The following is an 18062-nucleotide window of genomic DNA, read 5'->3' on the forward strand; positions in this document are numbered from 1 at the left end:
GGAGTACCGCATGACACCTGCATCGGGCTACTGGCTGCTGGGCTATGCCGCCATCGCCATCATCGCGCTGATCGTCCTGATCGCGCGTTACCGGATCAACCCGTTCATTGTCATCACCCTGGTCTCGGTGGGCCTGGCGCTGATGGCCGGGATGCCGCCGTCCGGCGTGATCGGGGCCTATGAGGCGGGGGTCGGCAAGACCCTTGGGCACATCGCCCTGGTGGTGGCCCTGGGCACCATGCTCGGCAAGATGATGGCCGAGTCCGGCGGCGCGGAGCAGGTGGCGCGGACCCTGATCGACCGTTTCGGCGAGCGCAATGCGCACTGGGCGATGGTCTGCATTGCCTTCCTGGTGGGCCTGCCGCTGTTCTTCGAGGTCGGCTTCGTGTTGCTGGTGCCGATCGCCTTCACCGTGGCGAAGCGTGTCGGTGTGTCGATCCTGATGGTCGGCCTGCCGATGGTCGCCGGCCTGTCGGTGGTGCATGCCCTGGTGCCGCCGCACCCGGCGGCGATGCTGGCGGTGCAGGCCTATCAGGCGTCGGTGGGGCAGACCCTGCTGTACGCGATCCTGATCGGCATTCCCACGGCGATCATCGCCGGCCCCGTGTACGCCAAATTCATCGTGCCGCGCATCCAGCTGCCGGCGGAAAACCCGCTGGCGCGCCAGTTCATCGACCGTGAGCCACGCGCCCGCCTGCCCAGTTTCTCGATCACCATGGCCACCATCCTGTTGCCGGTGGTGCTGATGCTGATCGGCGGCTGGGCCAACCTGATTTCCACCCCGGGCAGCGGCCTCAACCAGTTCCTGCTGCTTATCGGCAACTCGGTGATCGCGCTGTTGCTGGCGACCCTGCTGAGCTTCTGGACCCTCGGCCTGGCCCAGGGCTTCAACCGCGAGTCGATCCTCAGGTTCACCAACGAATGCCTGGCGCCGACCGCCAGCATCACCCTGCTGGTGGGCGCCGGTGGCGGCCTCAACCGGATCCTGGTGGACGCCGGGGTCACCGACCAGATCGTCGGCCTGGCCCATGAATTCCAGCTGTCGCCGCTGCTGATGGGCTGGCTGTTCGCCGCGCTGATGCGCATCGCCACCGGCTCGGCCACCGTGGCCATGACCACCGCCTCGGGCGTGGTGGCGCCGGTGGCCATCGGCCTGGGGTATCCCCACCCGGAACTGCTGGTGCTGGCCACCGGCGCCGGCTCGGTGATCTTCTCCCACGTCAACGACGGCGGCTTTTGGCTGATCAAGGAATACTTCAATATGACCGTGTCCCAGACCTTCAAGACCTGGACGGTGCTGGAGACCCTGATCTCGGTGGTCGCCTTCGCCCTGACCGCCGGTCTTGCCCAACTGCTTTGAGCCCAGGTGCCGTCCATGGACATCCTCTACCAGATCCGTTCCCGCCAGGATTCCTTCAGCGCCGGCGAAGGCCGCATCGCCCGCTTGATGCTGGATGACGTCGGCTTCGCTGCCTCGGCCAGCCTCGAAGAGCTGGCGCAGCAGGCGCAAGTCAGCGCTGCCACCCTGTCGCGTTTTGCCCGCAGCGTGGGCTGTCGCGACCTGCGCGACCTGCGCCTGCAACTGGCCCAGGCCAGCGGCGTCGGCAGCCGTTTTCTCGACCCGGCGGATGCGCCGGAGCAGTCGGGCTTCTACCGGCAGATCGTCGGCGATATCGAGTCGACCCTGCACCAGCACCTGGCGGGGTTCGACGAGTCGCGTTTTCGCGACGCGGTGCGCCTGCTGGGCAAGGCGCAGATGATTCACACCTTCGGCATGGGCGGCTGTTCCACCTTGTGCAGCGACGAATTGCAGGTGCGCCTGGTGCGCCTCGGCTACCCCATCGCCGCCTGCCACGACCCGGTGATGATGCGGGTGACCGCCGCGGCTTTGGGCCCGCAACACGCGCTGATCGCCTGCTCCCTGACCGGCATCACCCCCGAATTGCTGGAGACTGTCGAACTGGCCCGCAGCTACGGCGCCAGCGTGCTTGCCATCACCCTGGCCGACTCGCCGCTGGCGCAACTGGCGGACGTGCTGCTGCCGCTGCAAAGCGCCGAGACCTCCTTTATCTACAAACCCACGGCCGCGCGCTACGGCATGCTGCTGGCCATCGACGTGCTGGCCACCGAGCTGGCGCTGGCTCTGCCCGAAGACAACCAGGAACGCCTGCGCCGGATCAAACTGGCCCTGGACGATTACCGCGGCGGCGACGATTGCCTGCCGCTGGGAGACTGACATGCTTTACGACACCCTGATCCGCAACGCCCTGGTGATCGACGGCAGCGACCGTCCGGGTTACCCCGCGGATGTCGCCCTGCTCGATGGCCGCATCGCCCGCATCGGCGATCTGCAAGGCGCCCGCGCCGCCGAAGAAGTCGACGCCAACGGGCAGGTGCTGGCGCCCGGTTTTATCGACGTGCACACCCACGACGACACCGTGGTGATCCGCCAGCCGCAGATGCTGCCCAAGCTCAGCCAGGGCGTGACCACGGTGATCGTCGGCAACTGCGGCATCAGCGCCTCGCCGGTGAGTTTGCGCGCCGATCCACCGGACCCGATGAACCTGCTGGGCAGCCAGGCGGCCTTCGTCTACCCGCGTTTTCGCGACTACCGCGACGCGGTGGACGCCGCGCAACCGGCGGTCAACGTGGCGGCGCTGATCGGCCACACGGCGCTGCGCAGCAACCACCTGGACGACCTGTATCGCACCGCCACGGCCGAGGAAATCGCCGCCATGCGCGAGCAACTGCGCGCCAGCCTGGAAGATGGCGCCCTCGGCTTATCCACTGGCCTGGCCTACGCCAGCGCCTTCTCGGCGGAGACCGACGAGGTGCTGCAACTGGCCGAGGAACTGAGCGCCTTCGGCGCGGTGTACACCACCCACCTGCGCAGCGAATTCGAGCCGGTGCTGGAGGCCATGGACGAAGCCTTCCTGATCGGTCGCCACGCCAAGGCCCCGGTAATCATTTCCCACCTCAAATGCGCAGGGGCGGGTAACTGGGGGCGCAGCCCGCAGTTGCTGGCGTCCCTGGAACAGGCGGCGAAGGACCATCCGGTGGGCTGCGACTGCTACCCCTACGCGGCCAGTTCCTCGACCCTCGACCTCAAGCAGGTCACCGACGCCTTTCGCATCACCATCACCTGGTCCACCCCGCACCCGGAACTCGGGGGCCGCGACCTGATGGACATTGCCGCCGAGTGGGGCACGACCCTGCTGGACGCCGCGCGGCGCCTGCAACCGGCTGGCGCGGTGTACTACGGCATGGACGAGGCCGATGTGCGGCGCATCCTTTCCCATCCGCTGTCGATGATCGGTTCCGACGGCCTGCCGGAAGACCCGTTCCCCCATCCACGGCTGTGGGGCGCCTTCCCGCGGGTGCTCGGGCACTTCAGCCGCGACCTCGGCCTGTTCCCGCTGCACACCGCGGTGCACAAGATGACCGGCCTGTCGGCGGTGCGCTTCGGCCTCAAGCAGCGCGGCGAAATCCGCGAAGGGCACTGGGCCGACCTGGTGCTGTTCGACCCGGCGCGGGTCCGCGACGTCGCCGACTTCAAAAGCCCGCAACAGGCGGCCGAAGGGATCGAGGGCGTGTGGGTCAACGGCGTGCGCAGCTATGCCGAAGGCCAGGCCAACGGCCGCAGGCAAGGGCGCTTCCTGGCGCGGGAAGGGGATTTGCGCGAAGGGTTCAACGGCTGAAGGCGCGCGGCGCCGAATAGGTGAACGCCGTCACAGTGATGGCCTGATGATATTAAAGAAAGCCTTGGTCGAGCCGAAGTGCTGACATCCACCTGCTATACCGTGGACATCTTTCATCAGGGAGTCGCGCAATGAGCTTTGGCAAAACCACCCCCATCCTGCGGATCTTCGACGAGGCCAAGGCACGGGAGTTTTATATCGACTTCCTGGGCTTCACGCTCGACTGGCAGCACCGCTTCGAAGACAACTTCCCGTTGTATATGCAGGTGTCGCGCGGGGAGTGTGTGCTGCACCTGTCGGAGCACCATGGCGACAGCACGCCGGGCTCGGCGTTGCGCATCGAGACCGACGAGCTGGAGGTCTTCCAGCAGCAGTTGCTGGCCAAGGATTACCGCTTCGCCCACCCGCAGATCCAGGCCATGCCCTGGGGCAGCCAGGACATGACGGTGCTCGATCCGTTCGGTAACCGGTTGGTGTTCACCAACGCCATTTGCGTCTGAACCTGCACCCTGTAGCCGCTGCCGAGCGCAGCGAGGCTGCGATCGACCGCGTAGCGGGCGCAGGGATCCTGGAATCGCTGGAGGACCTTCGGTCCTGTCGCAGCCTCGCAGGCTCGGCAGCGGCTACAGGGATGGGCGTGTTCGTTGGTGCTGCCGAAACTCCCCCGGTGTCATCCCCGTCCGCCCCTTGAACGTACGGTGAAACGACCGCGGTTCGGTAAAACCCAGGTAATAGGAGATGTCCTGGATCGGCAGGTCGCTGTGCAGCAGGTAATGCTCGGCCAGCTCCTGGCGCAGGTCGTCGAGGATCTGCTGGTAGGAGGTGCCGGCCTGCTGCAACTGGCGCTGCATGGTGCGCGGCGACATCGCCAGCAGATCGGCCACCTGTTCCTTGCGCGGCAAACCTTCCTTGAGCAACTGGCGCAGGGCGTTCTTCACCTGCAACGCCAGCGGAGCTTCCTCCAGCGACGCCATCAGGCTCATGGCGTGTTCTTCCAGGGTTCGCAGCAGCTGGGCGTCGGCCTGGCGCAACGGCAGTTGCAGGTAGCTCAGCGGTGCCAGCAAGGCCGAGCAGCTCTGTTCGAACAGCACCGGGCAAGCAAAAAATGCTTCGTATTGTTCCAGCGTGGTGCCGGCCGGCAGCGGGTGTTCGAACCACACGGCGCTCGGTGAGAGCTGGGTGTCGGCGATCCAGCGGGCGTAGAGCAGCCAGGAGGCGAGCACGTTTTCCACCAGCTGGCGGCGGGTGTCGGAGGTCGGCAGGCGGCAGTTCCAGATCAGGCGGACCTGCTCATCGGCCATCTCGATGCGGCTCACCCCCATGTCGCCCACCAGTTTCTCGAACGGCATGATCCGGCTCATGGCTTCGCCCAGGGTCGCGCAGTTCATGGTGATGTAGCCGAGCACGCTCCAGGAGTTGGGCAGCACGTAGCGGGCGGCGTTGAGGCCGAACAGCGGGTCGCCGGAGTGTTGGCAGAAATACCCCAGCAGGCGTTCGTGGACTTCGACGGGCAGGCGCAGGCTGTTGTCGTTCAGTTGTTCGGCGGCGAGCCCGGCGGCTTGCAGCGCGGGGGCGGTGGGCAGGCCGAGGTGTTCGGCGTGGCGCAGGTATTTGAGCAGCGGTGGGACCGAGGTGTAACCAAGGGGCTGCATGGTGGGGTTCCTGGCGGTGGGCGCACTTTTTGAGGGTAAAGGTAATGGGCCGGGAGCGTGGGTGCAACGCTGGTCGTGCAGGCGCGGCCGGTCGCTGCTCGATTGTTCGCGATGGCGGTCGTTTCTGCGGTCACAGGCGGCGATGGGTTCAAGACTGTCGGCCGATGGCCGATCTGTGAAGGGTGGGCATGCAGCAGGGATTGACCCACTTATGGGCGCGCGATGGCTCCCTTCACCCTTCAAGGAACGGAATTCAACGATGAATGCACCCATTGTGTGGCCGGAGGTTTTTCTCGGGGCTTTTGATGCGATCAACGAGCGCATGGCGCAGGTGCTGGAACTGAGCGATTGCCGGGAGCACTGGATTCAGGCGGAGCTCAGCCTGTATGCCTGGCAGCACGGTTATCCGGATATCTGGACCAGCGGCAAGGTCGGAGGACGTACGAAAGTCGACCTGTACACGGAAGATCTCGACATGGCGGCCGAGGTGAAATGCCTGGGGGATGTGTCTTTTCCCAAGTGCCTGATGGGCAAGGGGATGGGCGAGACCCGATCCGTTCTTCGAGAGGATGGCGATGGGCGGCTCTGGTTTCCGCAGGTCGAACCGGGTGAGTCTGTGGTCTGGTCGGTGCTTGCGGATCTGCATCGGTTGCAACGGATGGAGGGGGTTCGGAACAAGTTTCTCATTTTGGTGATTGCCAAGGGCTATGTGGCTGAGACGGAGATGGGGGGGACGCTGCGGCGGCTTCGTTTGTCGGAAGAGGAGTGGTCCTTGGAGTTGCAGAACGCCACGGTGCGGATCTGGCGTATCGAGTGATTCGGGTGGCCGGGCTTCTGTAGGAGCGAGGCTTGCCCGCGATGGCTTCCGTGCTGGCGCTGCATTTTTTGGACGGGGTACATATCCATTGCTGCGGTAACGGCCACTTATGGTTCCGCCCTTACGGCGGGTCACTTTTTTTCAAACGCCGGAATGCCGGCCCAGCAAAAAGTAACCAAAAAACGCTTGCCCCTGCGTACGGCCTTCGCTGCGCTCAGGTTCCCTCGCTCCGGTGTCCATCAGGGGGCATCGACTCCGGTCGGCTTCGCTTCGACCTCCATACGATGTCCTCGACTGCGTCGAGGGGCGCTGCGCGCCATCCCCCTGATGAACACCTCCGCTCGGCCTCCCGATGGGGCGGGTGGATCAAGATCAAAAGCCGGGCGCGACCTGCCGGTCGGCGTGAAACCCTGTAGCCGCTGCCGAGCCTGCGAGGCTGCGATCGACTGCGCAGCAGGCGCAGGATTTTGAGACCGCAGGAGGACCTTCGGTCCTATCGCAGCCTCGGCAGCGGCTACAGGGATTGCGGCCATATCGGCGCTTTTTGTAGGAGCGAGCTTGCTCGCGATCAGGTCCTGTGGATGACAGTTTTGTCGTGTAGGACGCTGTCTGAAAGTGAGGCTCTTCGCTTTATTTTGTAAGGCTTTTCCGAGAAACTCCGGGGCGCTTGCGTCTGGGAAGGGCGCTGTCTAGCCTCGGGTTCGCCACCGGTTTTTCGGTGATCGGGTTTAGCAGCTCGCTTCCAAGTCACGCAGGTATCGCTGTCAGCTCAACCAGCTTTTTTCGGTTGTAGTTATGGCGGCTGTGCGTGGGGCGCCTTCGGGTGCGCCGGATTCTTGGACCGGTCTGCTAACCCGCGTACAGCTGCCACCCTCATTCGTTTAGCAGCGGTAGGTGGTGGCTCCATTCCAAGAGGATCCGCCATGAAAAAGCTCGTCCCCGATCCGCCCATGCTTTCACCCAGTCGCGAACGGATCGTTCAGTTGGAAGTCCCCAATCAAACCCTTCGTCAGGCGCTGGAAAGTCGCGTCGAGGGGGAGCCTTTGCATTGTGCTTTGCAGGAAACCGGCAGTGCTTCTTTCGGTTGTCGCGACGGCAACGGTCGGCCGTTGTTTGCGGTGCGTGCCGGGGTCTGTGCCGAGGAGGCGTTGTTGCCTGTGTCGTTGTTGCTCAAGTGTGCCGAGGAGACGGCGGATGAGATCGCCAGTGCCAGCGGTATCGAACGTGGCTTGATCTGGTCGATGATCCATTCGGTGGAGATGGCGCGGGCGGTGGTGGATGCGTTGCTGGATGGGGCGGGCCGGCCGGGTGTGTTGCCGGAGGGGTGATTGCGCGGTGGCGATGGGGGCCCACTTCCTTGTGGGCGCCTCGTTGTTCCCGGGGCGAAGGCGAGGGTCAGACGCGGAAGTGGCTGACCATCATTTGCAGCTGGTTGCCCAGGCGGGCCAGTTCGACGCTGGAGGCGGCGGTTTCATCGCTGGCGGCGGCGGTCTGTTCCGAGACGTCGCGCACGTTGATGATGCTGCGGCTGATCTCTTCGGCCACGGCGCTCTGCTGTTCGGCGGCAGCGGCGATCTGCTGGTTCATCGACTGGATGTTCGACACCGTGCGGGTGATGTTTTCCAGGGAGGCACCGGCCTTGCGGGTCAGGTCGACGCTGCTGTCGGTCAGGCTGCGGCTGTTGTTCATCACGTTGGCCACTTGCTGGGTGCCGTTCTGCAGGCCGGCCACCAGGCCTTCGATTTCCTCGGTGGATTTCTGCGTGCGTTGCGCCAGGGCGCGGACTTCGTCGGCGACCACGGCGAAACCACGACCGGCTTCACCGGCGCGGGCGGCTTCGATGGCGGCGTTCAGGGCCAGCAGGTTGGTCTGTTCGGCCACGGCCTTGATCACGTCCATGACGCTGCCGATCTTCTGGCTTTCCTGTTGCAGCACGCTCATGGCGTCGGTGGAGCGAACCACTTCGCTGGCCAGGCGTTCGATCTGGGCGATGGCTTCGGCCACCACCTTGTCGCCTTCGCGGGCTTCGCCGTCGGCGGCGGCGGCGGCTTGCGAGGCTTTTTCGGCGTTGCGCGCGACTTCCTGCACGGTGGCGGTCATCTCGTGCATGGCGGTGGCCACCTGGTCGGTCTCGACCTTCTGGCTGTTGACCCCGGCGCTGGTTTCTTCGGTGACGGCCGACAGCTCTTCGGCGGCGCTGGCGATCTGGGTCACGCCGTCGCGGATGCCGCCGATCAGTTCGCGCAGGGTCACGCCCATGCGGCCGATGCCTTGTTGCAGCACGCCGAGTTCGTCGCGGCGGGTAACGCGCACGTCCTGGGTCAGGTCGCCGGACGCGATGCGCTCGACCACGGTCATGGTTTCACGCAGCGGACGGGTGATCTGGCGGGTGATGATCACCGCGGCCAGGATGCCCACCAGCAGCGCCAGCAGGGTGCTGATCATTTGCAGGCTGCGGGCCTGGACGCTTTCTTCGTCGCGGCGGTCGAGCTGGAACTGGTACAGCTCTTCGCTCTGGCTGACGATCAGCGCGCCCTGTTCGGTCATTTCCTTGCGCGCCTGGCCGGCTTCGCTGACGGCGGCCTTGAAGGTCAACAGAGAGTTGCGGTAGTCGCCCAGGGCGGCGTTGAGCTGGCGCAGGGCGTCGGCCTGGGTGCTGTTGAAATGGCTGTCCAGCCCGCTCAGCGCGGCAATGGCCGCGTTCATCTGGGCCACAGCGTTGCGCTCGGCGTCCGGGGTGCTGTTGTAGATGTATTCACGGGCTTCGAAGCGCGCGAGCTGGAATTCGTCATTGGCCTTGGTGATGGCCTGGAACTGTTCGAAGCGCTGGTCGCTCAGGGGCATTTGCTGAACGCGCGCGGTGATGGCCGCGATCAGGTTGCGCGCCGTTTCCGAATTGCCATTCATCACCACGCGGGCGGCATTGGCATTGCGGTAGGCGTTGCGCATCTTGTTCAGGGACGCCTGGTAGGCGCTGATGGTGGCGCCCTGTTCCTTGAGCAGCTTGACGTTGGCCGGGTTCTTGAAGCTGTTCTGCAGCTTCTGCTGCTGGGCCGAGAAGGCGTCCAGGGTGGCCTGCACATTCTGCGCGGCGGTTTCGTCGCCGTTGGTCAGCATGTATTGCAGGCGGGTCACGCGCAGCTTGGTCAGCCCGGCGTTCAATTGGGTGATGTCGCTCATCCAGTTGCTGCGGTCGATCAGACCGCCCAGGCTGGTCCAGCCCGTGATGGCGAGGATGGTAGTCAGGGCCAGGACCAGGCCGAAGCCCAGGCCTAACTTGAGATTGACGCTGATGTTGCCGAACCAGCTATTCATGCAATTCCTCCAGGAACGTTGTGCTTCTTGATCGTGTATCGCTGGAAGATTGTTGTTATTGGTGGCCAGCAAGGATTTGTTCGCAGGTGTGTATCGGCGGCAAGGGCAATAGCTGAAACGATTTCGTCGGATTAGTTTTCTGCACCATTGCGGGGCTCTCCAAGGGCCTGGTTTCGCTGCGCAAACCGCTTGGCCGATTGAGCTTTTTTTCACATCCGTTTCACCCCTGGCCCACGCCAGGCTCCCTAGAGTCCGCCCATCGATCGGGTGCCTCGCGCTCGATTGTCATGGGCAGCGATTAGCGTGGGCGGCGCTGCTCGATTTTATGTCTGGTGGTCATAGGGGCGGCTCGAACGTGACGTCAGGACTCAGTCTTCCGGTGGCAAAACCCGCGCTTGTCGCGAGCCGTTTTGCCCGTTATCGCAATGCCCTGGTGATAGGCCTGGTGGCCTTGCTGGTGCTGCCGCTGGTGTTCTTTCTGCTCAAGCCCGCGGCGGTGCCGGACCTGGCCCACGGCAACCTGGCCGGAGCCAAGGCGCTGAGCGCCGGCTGGGCCAAGGGCCAGATGATTGTGCTGATTCGTCATGTGGAGCGTTGCGACCATTCCAGGGCCGCCTGCCTGAACGTGCCCGACGGCATCACCGACCGGGCCCGCGAGGTGGCGGTGGGCGTCGGCGCGCAGTTCGAGCACCTGGGGCTGGACAAGGCCGACATCTACCACAGCCCGCTGACCCGCGCGGTACAGACCTCGGGCTACATGTTCAACCAGGCCGGCAGCGGCGAAGGCTGGCTGATCGACTGCAAGCACAGCCTGTTGCGCGATGCCCTGGCGCACAAGGTGGCCGGGCGCAACCTGGTGCTGGTGACCCACAGCGAATGCATGGCCGCGCTGGAGAAGCAGTTGAAGCTGCCGTCTTCGACCCTGGGCTACGGCGCGTCGTTGTTCGTCTCCACCGATACCCCAGGCGGGCGTCCGCAGATGCTCGGCTTCATCGAAGCCAGCGACTGGCGCTCCGTTGCCCTCAATCGTCCCTGACCGTCCCTTGCCCGAGACCCTGACTATGCAGGCGCTTTCCCGTTCCCGCGCTGATGCGTGGCGTTTTTATGGATGGAACCTTGGCCTCCCGCTGCTGTGCGCGGCGCTGGTGTTCCTGATGTTCGACATGACCCGGATCGACATCGCCTTCAGCGACCTGTTCTTTGATCCGGTGAGCCAGACCTTCCCGCTGGATCACTCCCACCTTTTCGAGAAGATCACCCACAAGTGGGCGCGGATAATCCCCAACTGGACCGCTGAACTGGCGCTCATTGGGCTGCTGCTGTCATTCGTCCGGCCGCTGTTCAAGGGCGCACGGTTCGGCCGGGGCAAGGCTTTGCTGGAGAGGATCCGCGTGGCGCCGCTGCTGCGTTTTACCGCGCGCCATCGCCGGGACTTTTTGTTCGTGGTGGTGGCCTTCGCCCTGTGCACCGGGGCGATTCACTATCTCAAGGGCCACACCAGCGTGTACTGCCCGGTGGAAACCACCCAGTACGCCGGCAAGATCGAGCACAAGGAATGGTATGAGAACTTCGAGCTGTTGAAGACCGCCGGTGACGGCCGCTGCTGGCCGGGCGGCCATGCCTCGGGCGGTTTCACCATGCTGGCGCTGTACTTCGTGGCCCGGCGTTATCGCTGGCGCCACTCCAGGGCGCTGCTGTACGGCTCGCTGCTGCTGGGCTTCGTCTATGGCACCACCCGGGTGCTGCAGGGCTGGCACTACATGTCCCACACCTTCTGGGCGGGGATCGTGGTGTGGCTGACCTGCCTGCTGGTGGCGCTGCTGTTTTATGGCCGGGAGCGCCTGGAACAGCCGGTGCTGGCGCACACCGAATCGAGGCCCGACCCGTCCGCGGCGCTGACCGCAGCGGCGGACCGATAAGGGTGCGTCAGTAACTGACCCAATCGTCGTTGCCAGGCACCTGGCGGGAGAAGGCCAAGGGGCAGTTTTTGGTGCTTGCCGGTGTTTTTTCGGTGACCAGAACTGTTAGGGTGCGCGCCCCCGGAGAAAAGAGTTCCCGGGTCCCTGGTTTATGGAGTCATGCATGAAACACTTGAGCAAAATCGCCGCCTCTGCGCTGGTTGTCCTGGCCCTGGCCGGCTGCACCGGCACCGCGATGAAAACTCAGCAACTTGATAGTAGCCAGTACACCGTGGTCGGTCACAGCGAAGCAACGGCTACCGGCATCATGCTGTTCGGGGTCATTCCAATCCGGCAGAACAACCGCTTCGTCCGCGCCCAGACCGCGGCCATCCAGGCCAAGGGCGGTGACGCGATGATCAACACCCAGATCCAGGAAAACTGGTTCTGGGCCTGGGTACTGAGCGGTTACACCACCAAGGTCTCCGGCGATGTGGTCAAGCTGAAAAACGTTCAGTGAGCCATGCCGGCGCCGGCGCGAAAGCCTGGCGACGAGATTGAAAAAGGCACCCATGAGGGTGCCTTTTTTATGGGCGCTCACTGTGCCGGTCAGCGGCTGACAAAGTAGTAGGCCTGGCGACTGACCGTGACCTTCTTCAGTACCTTGAGCGGTGGCTTGGGGGCTTCCTGCAGGGCCATGACCGCCACGTTGTTCGGCGAGGTGCCGAGAAACTCATTCAGCTGGGCCTCGGTCTGCACATCCTTGAGCAGGCTCTGGGTGTAGAACACGCTGGCGCCGGCCGCGCGTTCGTTGGCCTGATACAGCGCCACCTGTTGCCCGGCAGCCTGCAGCGTCTGGATCTGGCTGATCAGCGGCACGAAGGACAGCTGGCGATCGGCCCGTGGCGCGGCCCACTGCGCGGCCACCAGGTAACTGCACACCACCAGCGTCATCACGCCAATGGCCAGGCCCCGGCGCTGGCGCCCCACGGCGCTCCAGAACCCCTCACTGGCGGCGCGCAGGCGCAGGCGTTCGTACAGCACTGCCGCGTACTCGGCGGCCAGCACCGCCGCGGCCGGGGTCAGCGACATCAGGTACACGGTGCGCTTGCTCGACGCCAGGCACAGCAGGGTGAACTGGGCCACCAGCCACAGGCTGAAAAACAGCAGGTAGCGGTTTTTCACCAGGCTTTTGCGAAAGTGCCACAGCCCCAGATAGACCAGGATGTTCCACGGCAGGAAGGCTTGCGGCAGCTTGGCCAGGTAGTAATAGAACGGCTCGTAGTGCCCGGCCTCGACAAAGGAGCCATCGAAGCGTCCGACGCTGTTGGTCCATAACACTTCGCCCAGGGCCTGCAGGCCACCGCGCTGGTACAGCAGGTAGAGCCAGATCAGCAGCGGCACCAGGCCGAGGACGGTGAGCAGGGCGGGCTTGAGCCAGTGGCCGAGGGCGAAGCGCTTTTCGATCAGGCTGTCGGCCAGCAGGTAGGCGAAGATCACCACGCCCGGCATCGCCAGGCCCAGCACGCCCTTGCTCAGGGTGGCGATGGCGATGCCGAGGGCAAACAGCAGCCAGCTCAGGGGGGCCGGCTGGCGTTCGGCCTGGCGCCGTTGCGTCTGGAAAAACGCCAGCAGCGCCAGGGTCACGCCGAGGCTGAGCAGGGCGTCTTCACCGACCCCGCGCACATTGCCCCAGTAGCTGGCCATGGTCGCCAGCATGGCGCCGGCCACCCAGGCCACCGCTGTCGGGCGGCCGAAGCGGCGCAGCATGGCGTACAGCAGCATGACGCTGAACAGCCCGGCGAAGGCCGAGGCCAGGCGCACCGCCCACGGCGTGCCACCGAATGCGCGGATGGCGCTGGCGTCGAGCCACAGGCTCAGCGGCGGTTTTTCCAGGAAGGGCTGGCCGAACAGGCGGGGTGTCACCCAGTCATTGTCCAGGTGCATCTGCATGGCGATCCCGGCCACCCGGGCTTCGGTGGAGCCTTGCAACTGGTGGTTGCCCAGGGCGAAGAAGAACAGCAGGGCGGCAAGCAGAAGCAACAGCGGTGCGGGTCGCGACATGGGGGGACTGCCGAAGAGGTTGCGCCGGGGAGGATCAGGCGCTCCGAGTATACGGAGGCGATTCTTAACAAATCGTGAACGAGCGATGGATCGGGTGATGGCGCTGGCGGCTGTCGGTTTATCCGGGGCGATGGCGAAGTACCGCGCTCCCGGGCGCCAGGCCAATCTCTGGTTCTGGCGCCCGAGCGCGGCCCTGCCGCCGGGCGTGAGGGGCCACACCCGACGACCTTGCTCAGGACCCTATTTGAGACTGCCGCAGAGGAACTGCTTCAAGCGCTCGCTGCTGGGGGCTTCCAGTACCCGAGCGGGCGGGCCTTCCTCTTCCACCCGGCCCTGATGCAGGAACATGACGTGGTTGGAGACTTCGCGGGCGAAAGCCATTTCGTGGGTGACCACCACCATGGTCCGGCCTTCCTCGGCCAGTTGCTGCATGACCCGCAGCACCTCCGATACCAGCTCCGGGTCGAGGGCCGAGGTCGGCTCGTCGAACAGCATCACCTGCGGCTCCATGGCCAGCGCCCGGGCGATGGCCACGCGCTGTTGCTGGCCGCCGGACAGGTAGGACGGGTACTGGGCCTCGACCTTGGCCGGCAGGCCGACTTTGTCCAGGTACTTGCGGGCCCGTTCGATGGCCTCGTCCCGGGCGACGCCCAGCACATTGATCGGGCATTCGATGATGTTTTCCAGCACCGTCATGTGGCTCCACAGGTTGAAGTGCTGGAACACCATCGCCAGTTTGCTGCGCATTGCCTGTAGCTGTTTCGGGTCGGCCGCGCACAGCTCGCCCAAGCGGTTCCTGCGGGTGCGCAGCTCCTGGGCATTGACCACGATGCGTCCGCCGGACGGTTGTTCGAGGTAGTTGATGCAGCGCAGAAAGGTGCTCTTGCCGGAGCCGGAGGAGCCGATGATGCTGATCACATCGCCGGCCCTGGCCTTGAGCGATACGCCCTTGAGCACCTCGTGGCTCCCGTAGTTCTTGTGCAGGTTTTCGACGATCAATGGGTACATGCGAGCCTCTCCGTTGGAGATCAATGTATCTGTGGCTTGAGGTAGGCCAGCCAGCGCAGTTCGGCGCGACGGAACAGCCAGATCAGGACAAAAGCGCTGCTGGCGTAGAGCACGCCGGCAATGCCGAAGGCGCTGAAGGAGGCGTAGGTGGCCGAGTTGACGTCACGGGCGACCTTCAGCAGGTCCGGCACCGTGGCGGTAAAGGCCACCGAAGTGGAGTGCAGCATCAGGATCACTTCATTGCTGAAGGACGGCAGCGCCCGGCGCAGCGCCGACGGCAGGAGGATGCGCCGGTAGAAGGTGAATCGGCTCATGCCATAGGCCTTGGCCGCTTCCACCTCGCCATGGGCGATGGAGCGGATGGAGCCGGCGAAGATCTCCGTCATGTAGGCGCAGGTGTTGAGCCCGAACGCCAGCACCGTGCAGTTGAAGCCGTCGCGAAAGAACGCGTCGAGAAAGTCCTGGGCGCGTACCACGCTCAGGCTGTAGACCCCGGCGTAGAAGAACAGCAGCTGGATATACAACGGCGTGCCACGAAACACGTAGGTGTAGAGCCACACCGGAGTGCGCAGCAACGGGTTGCGGCTGACCCGCGCCAGGGACAAGGGCACAGCCAGGGTGAAGCCGATCAGCACCGACAGCACCAGCAGCCACAGGGTCATGGCCAGCCCGGACAGCTGCGCGGCATCGCTCCACAGGTAGGCCTGCCAGTATTCTTCGAGAATGCCGGTCATAGCGAAGCCCTCTTCACGCCCACCGAGTAACGCTGGCTCAGCCAGATCAGCACTAGGTTGGAAAGGCTGGTGATGGCCAGGTAGATCAGGCCGCCGACCAGGGTGAAATAAAAGAACTTCATCGAACCCTTGCCGGCGTCCTGGGTGGCCTTGACCACATCGCTCAGGCCGATGATCGACACCAGCGCCGTGGACTTGATCAGCACCAGCCAGTTGTTGCCGATGCCCGGCAGGGCATGGCGCAACATCTGTGGAAACAGCACTTTGCGAAAGCTCTGGGCGCGGCTCATGCCGTAGGCCCTGGCCGCTTCCTGCTGACCCCGGGGCACCGCCTGGAACGCGCCGCGAAAGGTCTCGGTGAAGTAGGCACCGTAGATGAAGGCCAGGGTCAGCACCCCGGCCAGGAACGGGTCGATGTCGATCTGCGTCATCTCCAGCCAGTCGGTGAACTGGTTGAGCAGCATCTGCAGGCTGAAGAACAACAGCAGCATGATCACCAGGTCGGGCATGCTGCGGATCAGCGTGGTGTAGCCGCCGGCAACCGCCTGCAGGGCACGGTTGCCGGAGGCCTTGGCGCTGGCGCCGAGCAGCCCCAGCAGCACCGCAAGCAGCAGTGACGACAGGGCCAGTTTGAGGGTGGTCAGGGTGCCCTGCAGAATCTGCGGGCCAAAACCTTCCAGAAGCATTTCACGCCCCTTGTTGTTATTAGAGTGAGCTGAAAAAAGTGGCGACGCGGCCGTGGTCGCGGTGGGCGTCGCGCCTGGGGTTGCGGAGTCGGGGTCAGGGCCCGCCGTAGATATCGAAGTCGAAGTATTTGCGGTTGATCCTGGCGTAGGTGCCGTTGGCCAGGATGGTCGCCAGCGCCTTGTTCAGGTCTTCGCGCAGTTCCACATCGTCCTTGCGCAGGCCGATGCCGTCGCCGACGCCAAAAAAGCCCGGGTCGCTGAGGGTGTCGCCGGCGAACTCGAAGTCCTTGCCGATGGGTTTGGACAGGAAGCCATAGCTGGCCTGGATCGACGACTGCAAGGAGGCGTCGAGACGGCCGACGAGCAGGTCGGCATACACCTGGTCCTGGCTCTGATAGGACAGGATCTGCACCCCTTGGGCACCCCACTTGGCCTTGGCGTAGGCCTCCTGGGCCGAGCCCTGTTCGACGCCGACCCGCTTGCCCTTGAGCGAGTCGAGGGTCGGCACCAGGCCCGAGCCACGCTTGGCGATCAGCCGCGCGGGGGCGTTGGAGATCTTGTCGGTGAAGGCGATGCGGGTCATGCGCTTGGGGGTGACGGTCATCGACGAGGCGATGGCGTCGAACTTGCGCGCCAGCAGGGCGGGAATCATCCCGTCCCAGCTGCTTTCGACCCACACGCAGCGGGCCTTCAGTTCGGCGCACAGGGCTTCGGCGATGTCGATGCCAAACCCGCTCAGCTTGCCGTCGGGGTCTTTGTATTCCAGGGGCGGGTAGGTCGGGTCCACGCCCAGCTTCAGCACCTTGCCCGACCAGTCGGCCGCGCCGGCGCTGGCCGACACCGACAACAGCATCCATGAAACCGCAGCGATCATTTTTTTCATTGTTTTTTCCTCGGTTAATCGCCGGCTACGTCAGTGATGACACTGCTACAGCCTTTTGTCGCTACCTGCCCTCTGGGCCGAGAAAACGCTCGGCCAGCTTGACCCAGTAGGTCGCGCCGATGGGCAGGCAGTGGTCGTTGAAGTCGTAACCCGGGTTGTGCAGCAGACAGCTGCCTTCGCCCTGGCCATTGCCGATCACCAGGTAGCTGCCGGGGCAGCGTTCGAGCATGAAGGCGAAATCCTCGCTGGCGGTGAACGGCTTGAGGTCGTGGATCAATTGCTGTTCGCCCAGCCACTCGCGGGCCACCTCCCGGGCCAGGGCGGTTTCCTCGGCATGGTTGATCAGCACCGGATGGCAGTGCTGATAGTCGATCTGCGCCTGGGCGCCAAAACTCGCGGCCTGGCCATGCACCAGCTCGGTGATGCGCCGTTCGAGCAACTGGCGGACCTCGGGCGTCAGGGCGCGCACGCTGATGCTCATGTCGGCCGAGGCCGGGATCACGTTGGAGACGGTGCCGGAATGGATCGCGCCGACGCTGACGATAGCCGTGTCCTGGGGGTTGATATTGCGCGCGACGATGCTTTGCAGGGCGACCACGATCGAGGCGCACACCAGCACCGGATCGACCGCCTTGTGCGGCACCGCGCCGTGCCCGCCGTGGCCGATGATCTTGACGGTCACGGTGTCGGCCGAGGCCATGAACGGGCCGCTGTAGAAGCCCAGGTGCCCGGTCGGATGGCCCGGCACGTTGTGCATCGCGAACACCGCGTCGCAGGGAAAACGCTCGAACAGGCCGTCATCGAGCATCGCCCGGGCGCCGCCCAGGCCCTCTTCGGCGGGCTGGAAAATCAGTTGCAGGGTGCCCTTGAAGTTGCGCGAGCGCGCCAGGTAGTGCGCCGCCGCCAGCAGGGTGGCGGTATGCCCGTCGTGACCGCAGGCATGCATCACCCCGTCAATCCGGCTGGCGTGGGGCACGCCGCTGGTTTCCTGGATCGGCAGGGCGTCCATGTCGGCGCGCAGGCCGAGCGCGCGGCCTTCGCCGTTTTTCAGGGTGGCCACCACGCCGGTGCGGCCGACGCCAGTACTGACCTCATAACCCCATTCGCGCAGTTGCCCGGCCACCAGTGCGCTGGTGACGAACTCCTCGAACCCCAGTTCGGGGTGGGCGTGGATCTTGCGGCGCAGGGCGATCATTGCGTTCTGCTGTTCGGCTATCTCGGGTAGCACGTAACGGGCATTCATGGTGGGGGTTCCTCGGCTAAGGTCGCTCGCCAGCTCGGACCCGTCGGGCGAATCGTCGAGGCGC

17 protein-coding genes and 1 pseudogene are annotated in these 18062 nt (G+C 64.7%); 9 read left to right on the forward strand and 9 right to left on the reverse strand.

What is annotated here, in order from left to right; translation table 11 throughout:
- Positions 1 to 10: 10 nt before the first annotated feature.
- The 4 genes from H0I86_RS03825 to H0I86_RS03840 all read left to right on the forward strand — a co-directional run bounded on the left by H0I86_RS03825 (position 11) and on the right by H0I86_RS03840 (position 4198).
- Positions 11 to 1360 (forward strand): GntT/GntP/DsdX family permease, encoded by a 1350-nt coding sequence (locus H0I86_RS03825; protein WP_180924093.1) that lies wholly within the window; start codon positions 11 to 13, stop codon positions 1358 to 1360.
- A gap of 15 nt (positions 1361 to 1375) precedes the next feature.
- Positions 1376 to 2236 carry a MurR/RpiR family transcriptional regulator gene (locus tag H0I86_RS03830; protein ID WP_180924094.1) on the forward strand — a complete coding sequence of 287 codons (861 nt, stop codon included), beginning with the start codon at positions 1376 to 1378 and terminating at the stop codon, positions 2234 to 2236.
- A gap of 1 nt (position 2237) precedes the next feature.
- Positions 2238 to 3698, forward strand: a complete 1461-nt coding sequence (locus H0I86_RS03835; protein WP_180924095.1) for an N-acyl-D-amino-acid deacylase family protein — start codon at positions 2238 to 2240, stop codon at positions 3696 to 3698.
- Between the two features lie 131 nt (positions 3699 to 3829).
- Positions 3830 to 4198, forward strand: coding sequence for a glyoxalase superfamily protein (locus H0I86_RS03840; RefSeq protein WP_180924096.1), 369 nt, complete (start codon positions 3830 to 3832; stop codon positions 4196 to 4198).
- A gap of 123 nt (positions 4199 to 4321) precedes the next feature.
- Here the strand turns inward: H0I86_RS03840 and gliR are convergent, their stop codons facing one another.
- The gene (gene gliR, locus H0I86_RS03845) at positions 4322 to 5350 is read right to left on the reverse strand and encodes an AraC family transcriptional regulator GliR (RefSeq protein ID WP_180924097.1); all 1029 of its coding nucleotides are present in this window, start codon (positions 5348 to 5350) and stop codon (positions 4322 to 4324) included.
- A gap of 259 nt (positions 5351 to 5609) precedes the next feature.
- Between gliR and H0I86_RS03850 the strand changes: the two genes are divergently transcribed.
- Both H0I86_RS03850 and H0I86_RS03855 read left to right on the forward strand, forming a co-directional pair.
- Positions 5610 to 6167 carry a hypothetical protein gene (locus tag H0I86_RS03850; RefSeq protein WP_180924098.1) on the forward strand — a complete coding sequence of 186 codons (558 nt, stop codon included), beginning with the start codon at positions 5610 to 5612 and terminating at the stop codon, positions 6165 to 6167.
- A 923-nt stretch (positions 6168 to 7090) separates the two neighbouring features.
- Positions 7091 to 7495 (forward strand): DUF3077 domain-containing protein, encoded by a 405-nt coding sequence (locus H0I86_RS03855; protein ID WP_180924099.1) that lies wholly within the window; start codon positions 7091 to 7093, stop codon positions 7493 to 7495.
- A 67-nt stretch (positions 7496 to 7562) separates the two neighbouring features.
- Here the strand turns inward: H0I86_RS03855 and H0I86_RS32425 are convergent, their stop codons facing one another.
- Positions 7563 to 8426, reverse strand: coding sequence for a methyl-accepting chemotaxis protein (locus tag H0I86_RS32425; RefSeq protein ID WP_373369419.1), 864 nt, complete (start codon positions 8424 to 8426; stop codon positions 7563 to 7565).
- 42 nt (positions 8427 to 8468) lie between these two features.
- Positions 8469 to 9482 (reverse strand): annotated as a pseudogene (locus tag H0I86_RS32430) (methyl-accepting chemotaxis protein); the annotation flags it as partial.
- Between the two features lie 325 nt (positions 9483 to 9807).
- Here H0I86_RS32430 and pmrG point away from each other — a divergent pair.
- The 3 genes from pmrG to H0I86_RS03875 all read left to right on the forward strand — a co-directional run bounded on the left by pmrG (position 9808) and on the right by H0I86_RS03875 (position 11900).
- Positions 9808 to 10518, forward strand: a complete 711-nt coding sequence (gene pmrG, locus H0I86_RS03865; protein WP_373369400.1) for a lipopolysaccharide core heptose(II)-phosphate phosphatase PmrG — start codon at positions 9808 to 9810, stop codon at positions 10516 to 10518.
- Between the two features lie 25 nt (positions 10519 to 10543).
- On the forward strand, positions 10544 to 11401 hold the full coding sequence (locus H0I86_RS03870; RefSeq protein WP_180924102.1) for a phosphatase PAP2 family protein: 858 nt from the start codon (positions 10544 to 10546) through the stop codon (positions 11399 to 11401).
- A gap of 163 nt (positions 11402 to 11564) precedes the next feature.
- Positions 11565 to 11900 (forward strand): hypothetical protein, encoded by a 336-nt coding sequence (locus H0I86_RS03875; protein WP_124349457.1) that lies wholly within the window; start codon positions 11565 to 11567, stop codon positions 11898 to 11900.
- 89 nt (positions 11901 to 11989) lie between these two features.
- On the opposite strand, the gene H0I86_RS03880 is transcribed toward H0I86_RS03875, so the two are convergent.
- From H0I86_RS03880 to H0I86_RS03905, 6 genes are all read right to left on the reverse strand, one after another.
- Complete coding sequence (locus tag H0I86_RS03880) at positions 11990 to 13444, reverse strand: ArnT family glycosyltransferase (protein WP_180924103.1); 1455 nt, start codon at positions 13442 to 13444, stop codon at positions 11990 to 11992.
- A gap of 240 nt (positions 13445 to 13684) precedes the next feature.
- Positions 13685 to 14452, reverse strand: coding sequence for an ABC transporter ATP-binding protein (locus tag H0I86_RS03885; protein ID WP_180924104.1), 768 nt, complete (start codon positions 14450 to 14452; stop codon positions 13685 to 13687).
- Between the two features lie 20 nt (positions 14453 to 14472).
- Positions 14473 to 15186, reverse strand: a complete 714-nt coding sequence (locus H0I86_RS03890; protein ID WP_180924105.1) for an ABC transporter permease — start codon at positions 15184 to 15186, stop codon at positions 14473 to 14475.
- A complete protein-coding gene (locus H0I86_RS03895) occupies positions 15183 to 15872 on the reverse strand; it encodes an ABC transporter permease (protein WP_180924106.1) in 690 nt (229 codons plus the stop codon). Before H0I86_RS03895 ends, H0I86_RS03890 begins: the two co-directional genes overlap by 4 nt.
- A gap of 94 nt (positions 15873 to 15966) precedes the next feature.
- A complete protein-coding gene (locus H0I86_RS03900) occupies positions 15967 to 16746 on the reverse strand; it encodes an ABC transporter substrate-binding protein (RefSeq protein WP_373369420.1) in 780 nt (259 codons plus the stop codon).
- Positions 16747 to 16816: 70 nt separating this feature from the next.
- A complete protein-coding gene (locus tag H0I86_RS03905) occupies positions 16817 to 17998 on the reverse strand; it encodes a M20 aminoacylase family protein (protein WP_180924108.1) in 1182 nt (393 codons plus the stop codon).
- Positions 17999 to 18062 lie beyond the last annotated feature (64 nt).

The sequence above is a fragment of the Pseudomonas chlororaphis subsp. aurantiaca genome (assembly GCF_013466605.1).
Taxonomy (GTDB): Bacteria; Pseudomonadota; Gammaproteobacteria; order Pseudomonadales; family Pseudomonadaceae; genus Aquipseudomonas; species Aquipseudomonas chlororaphis_I.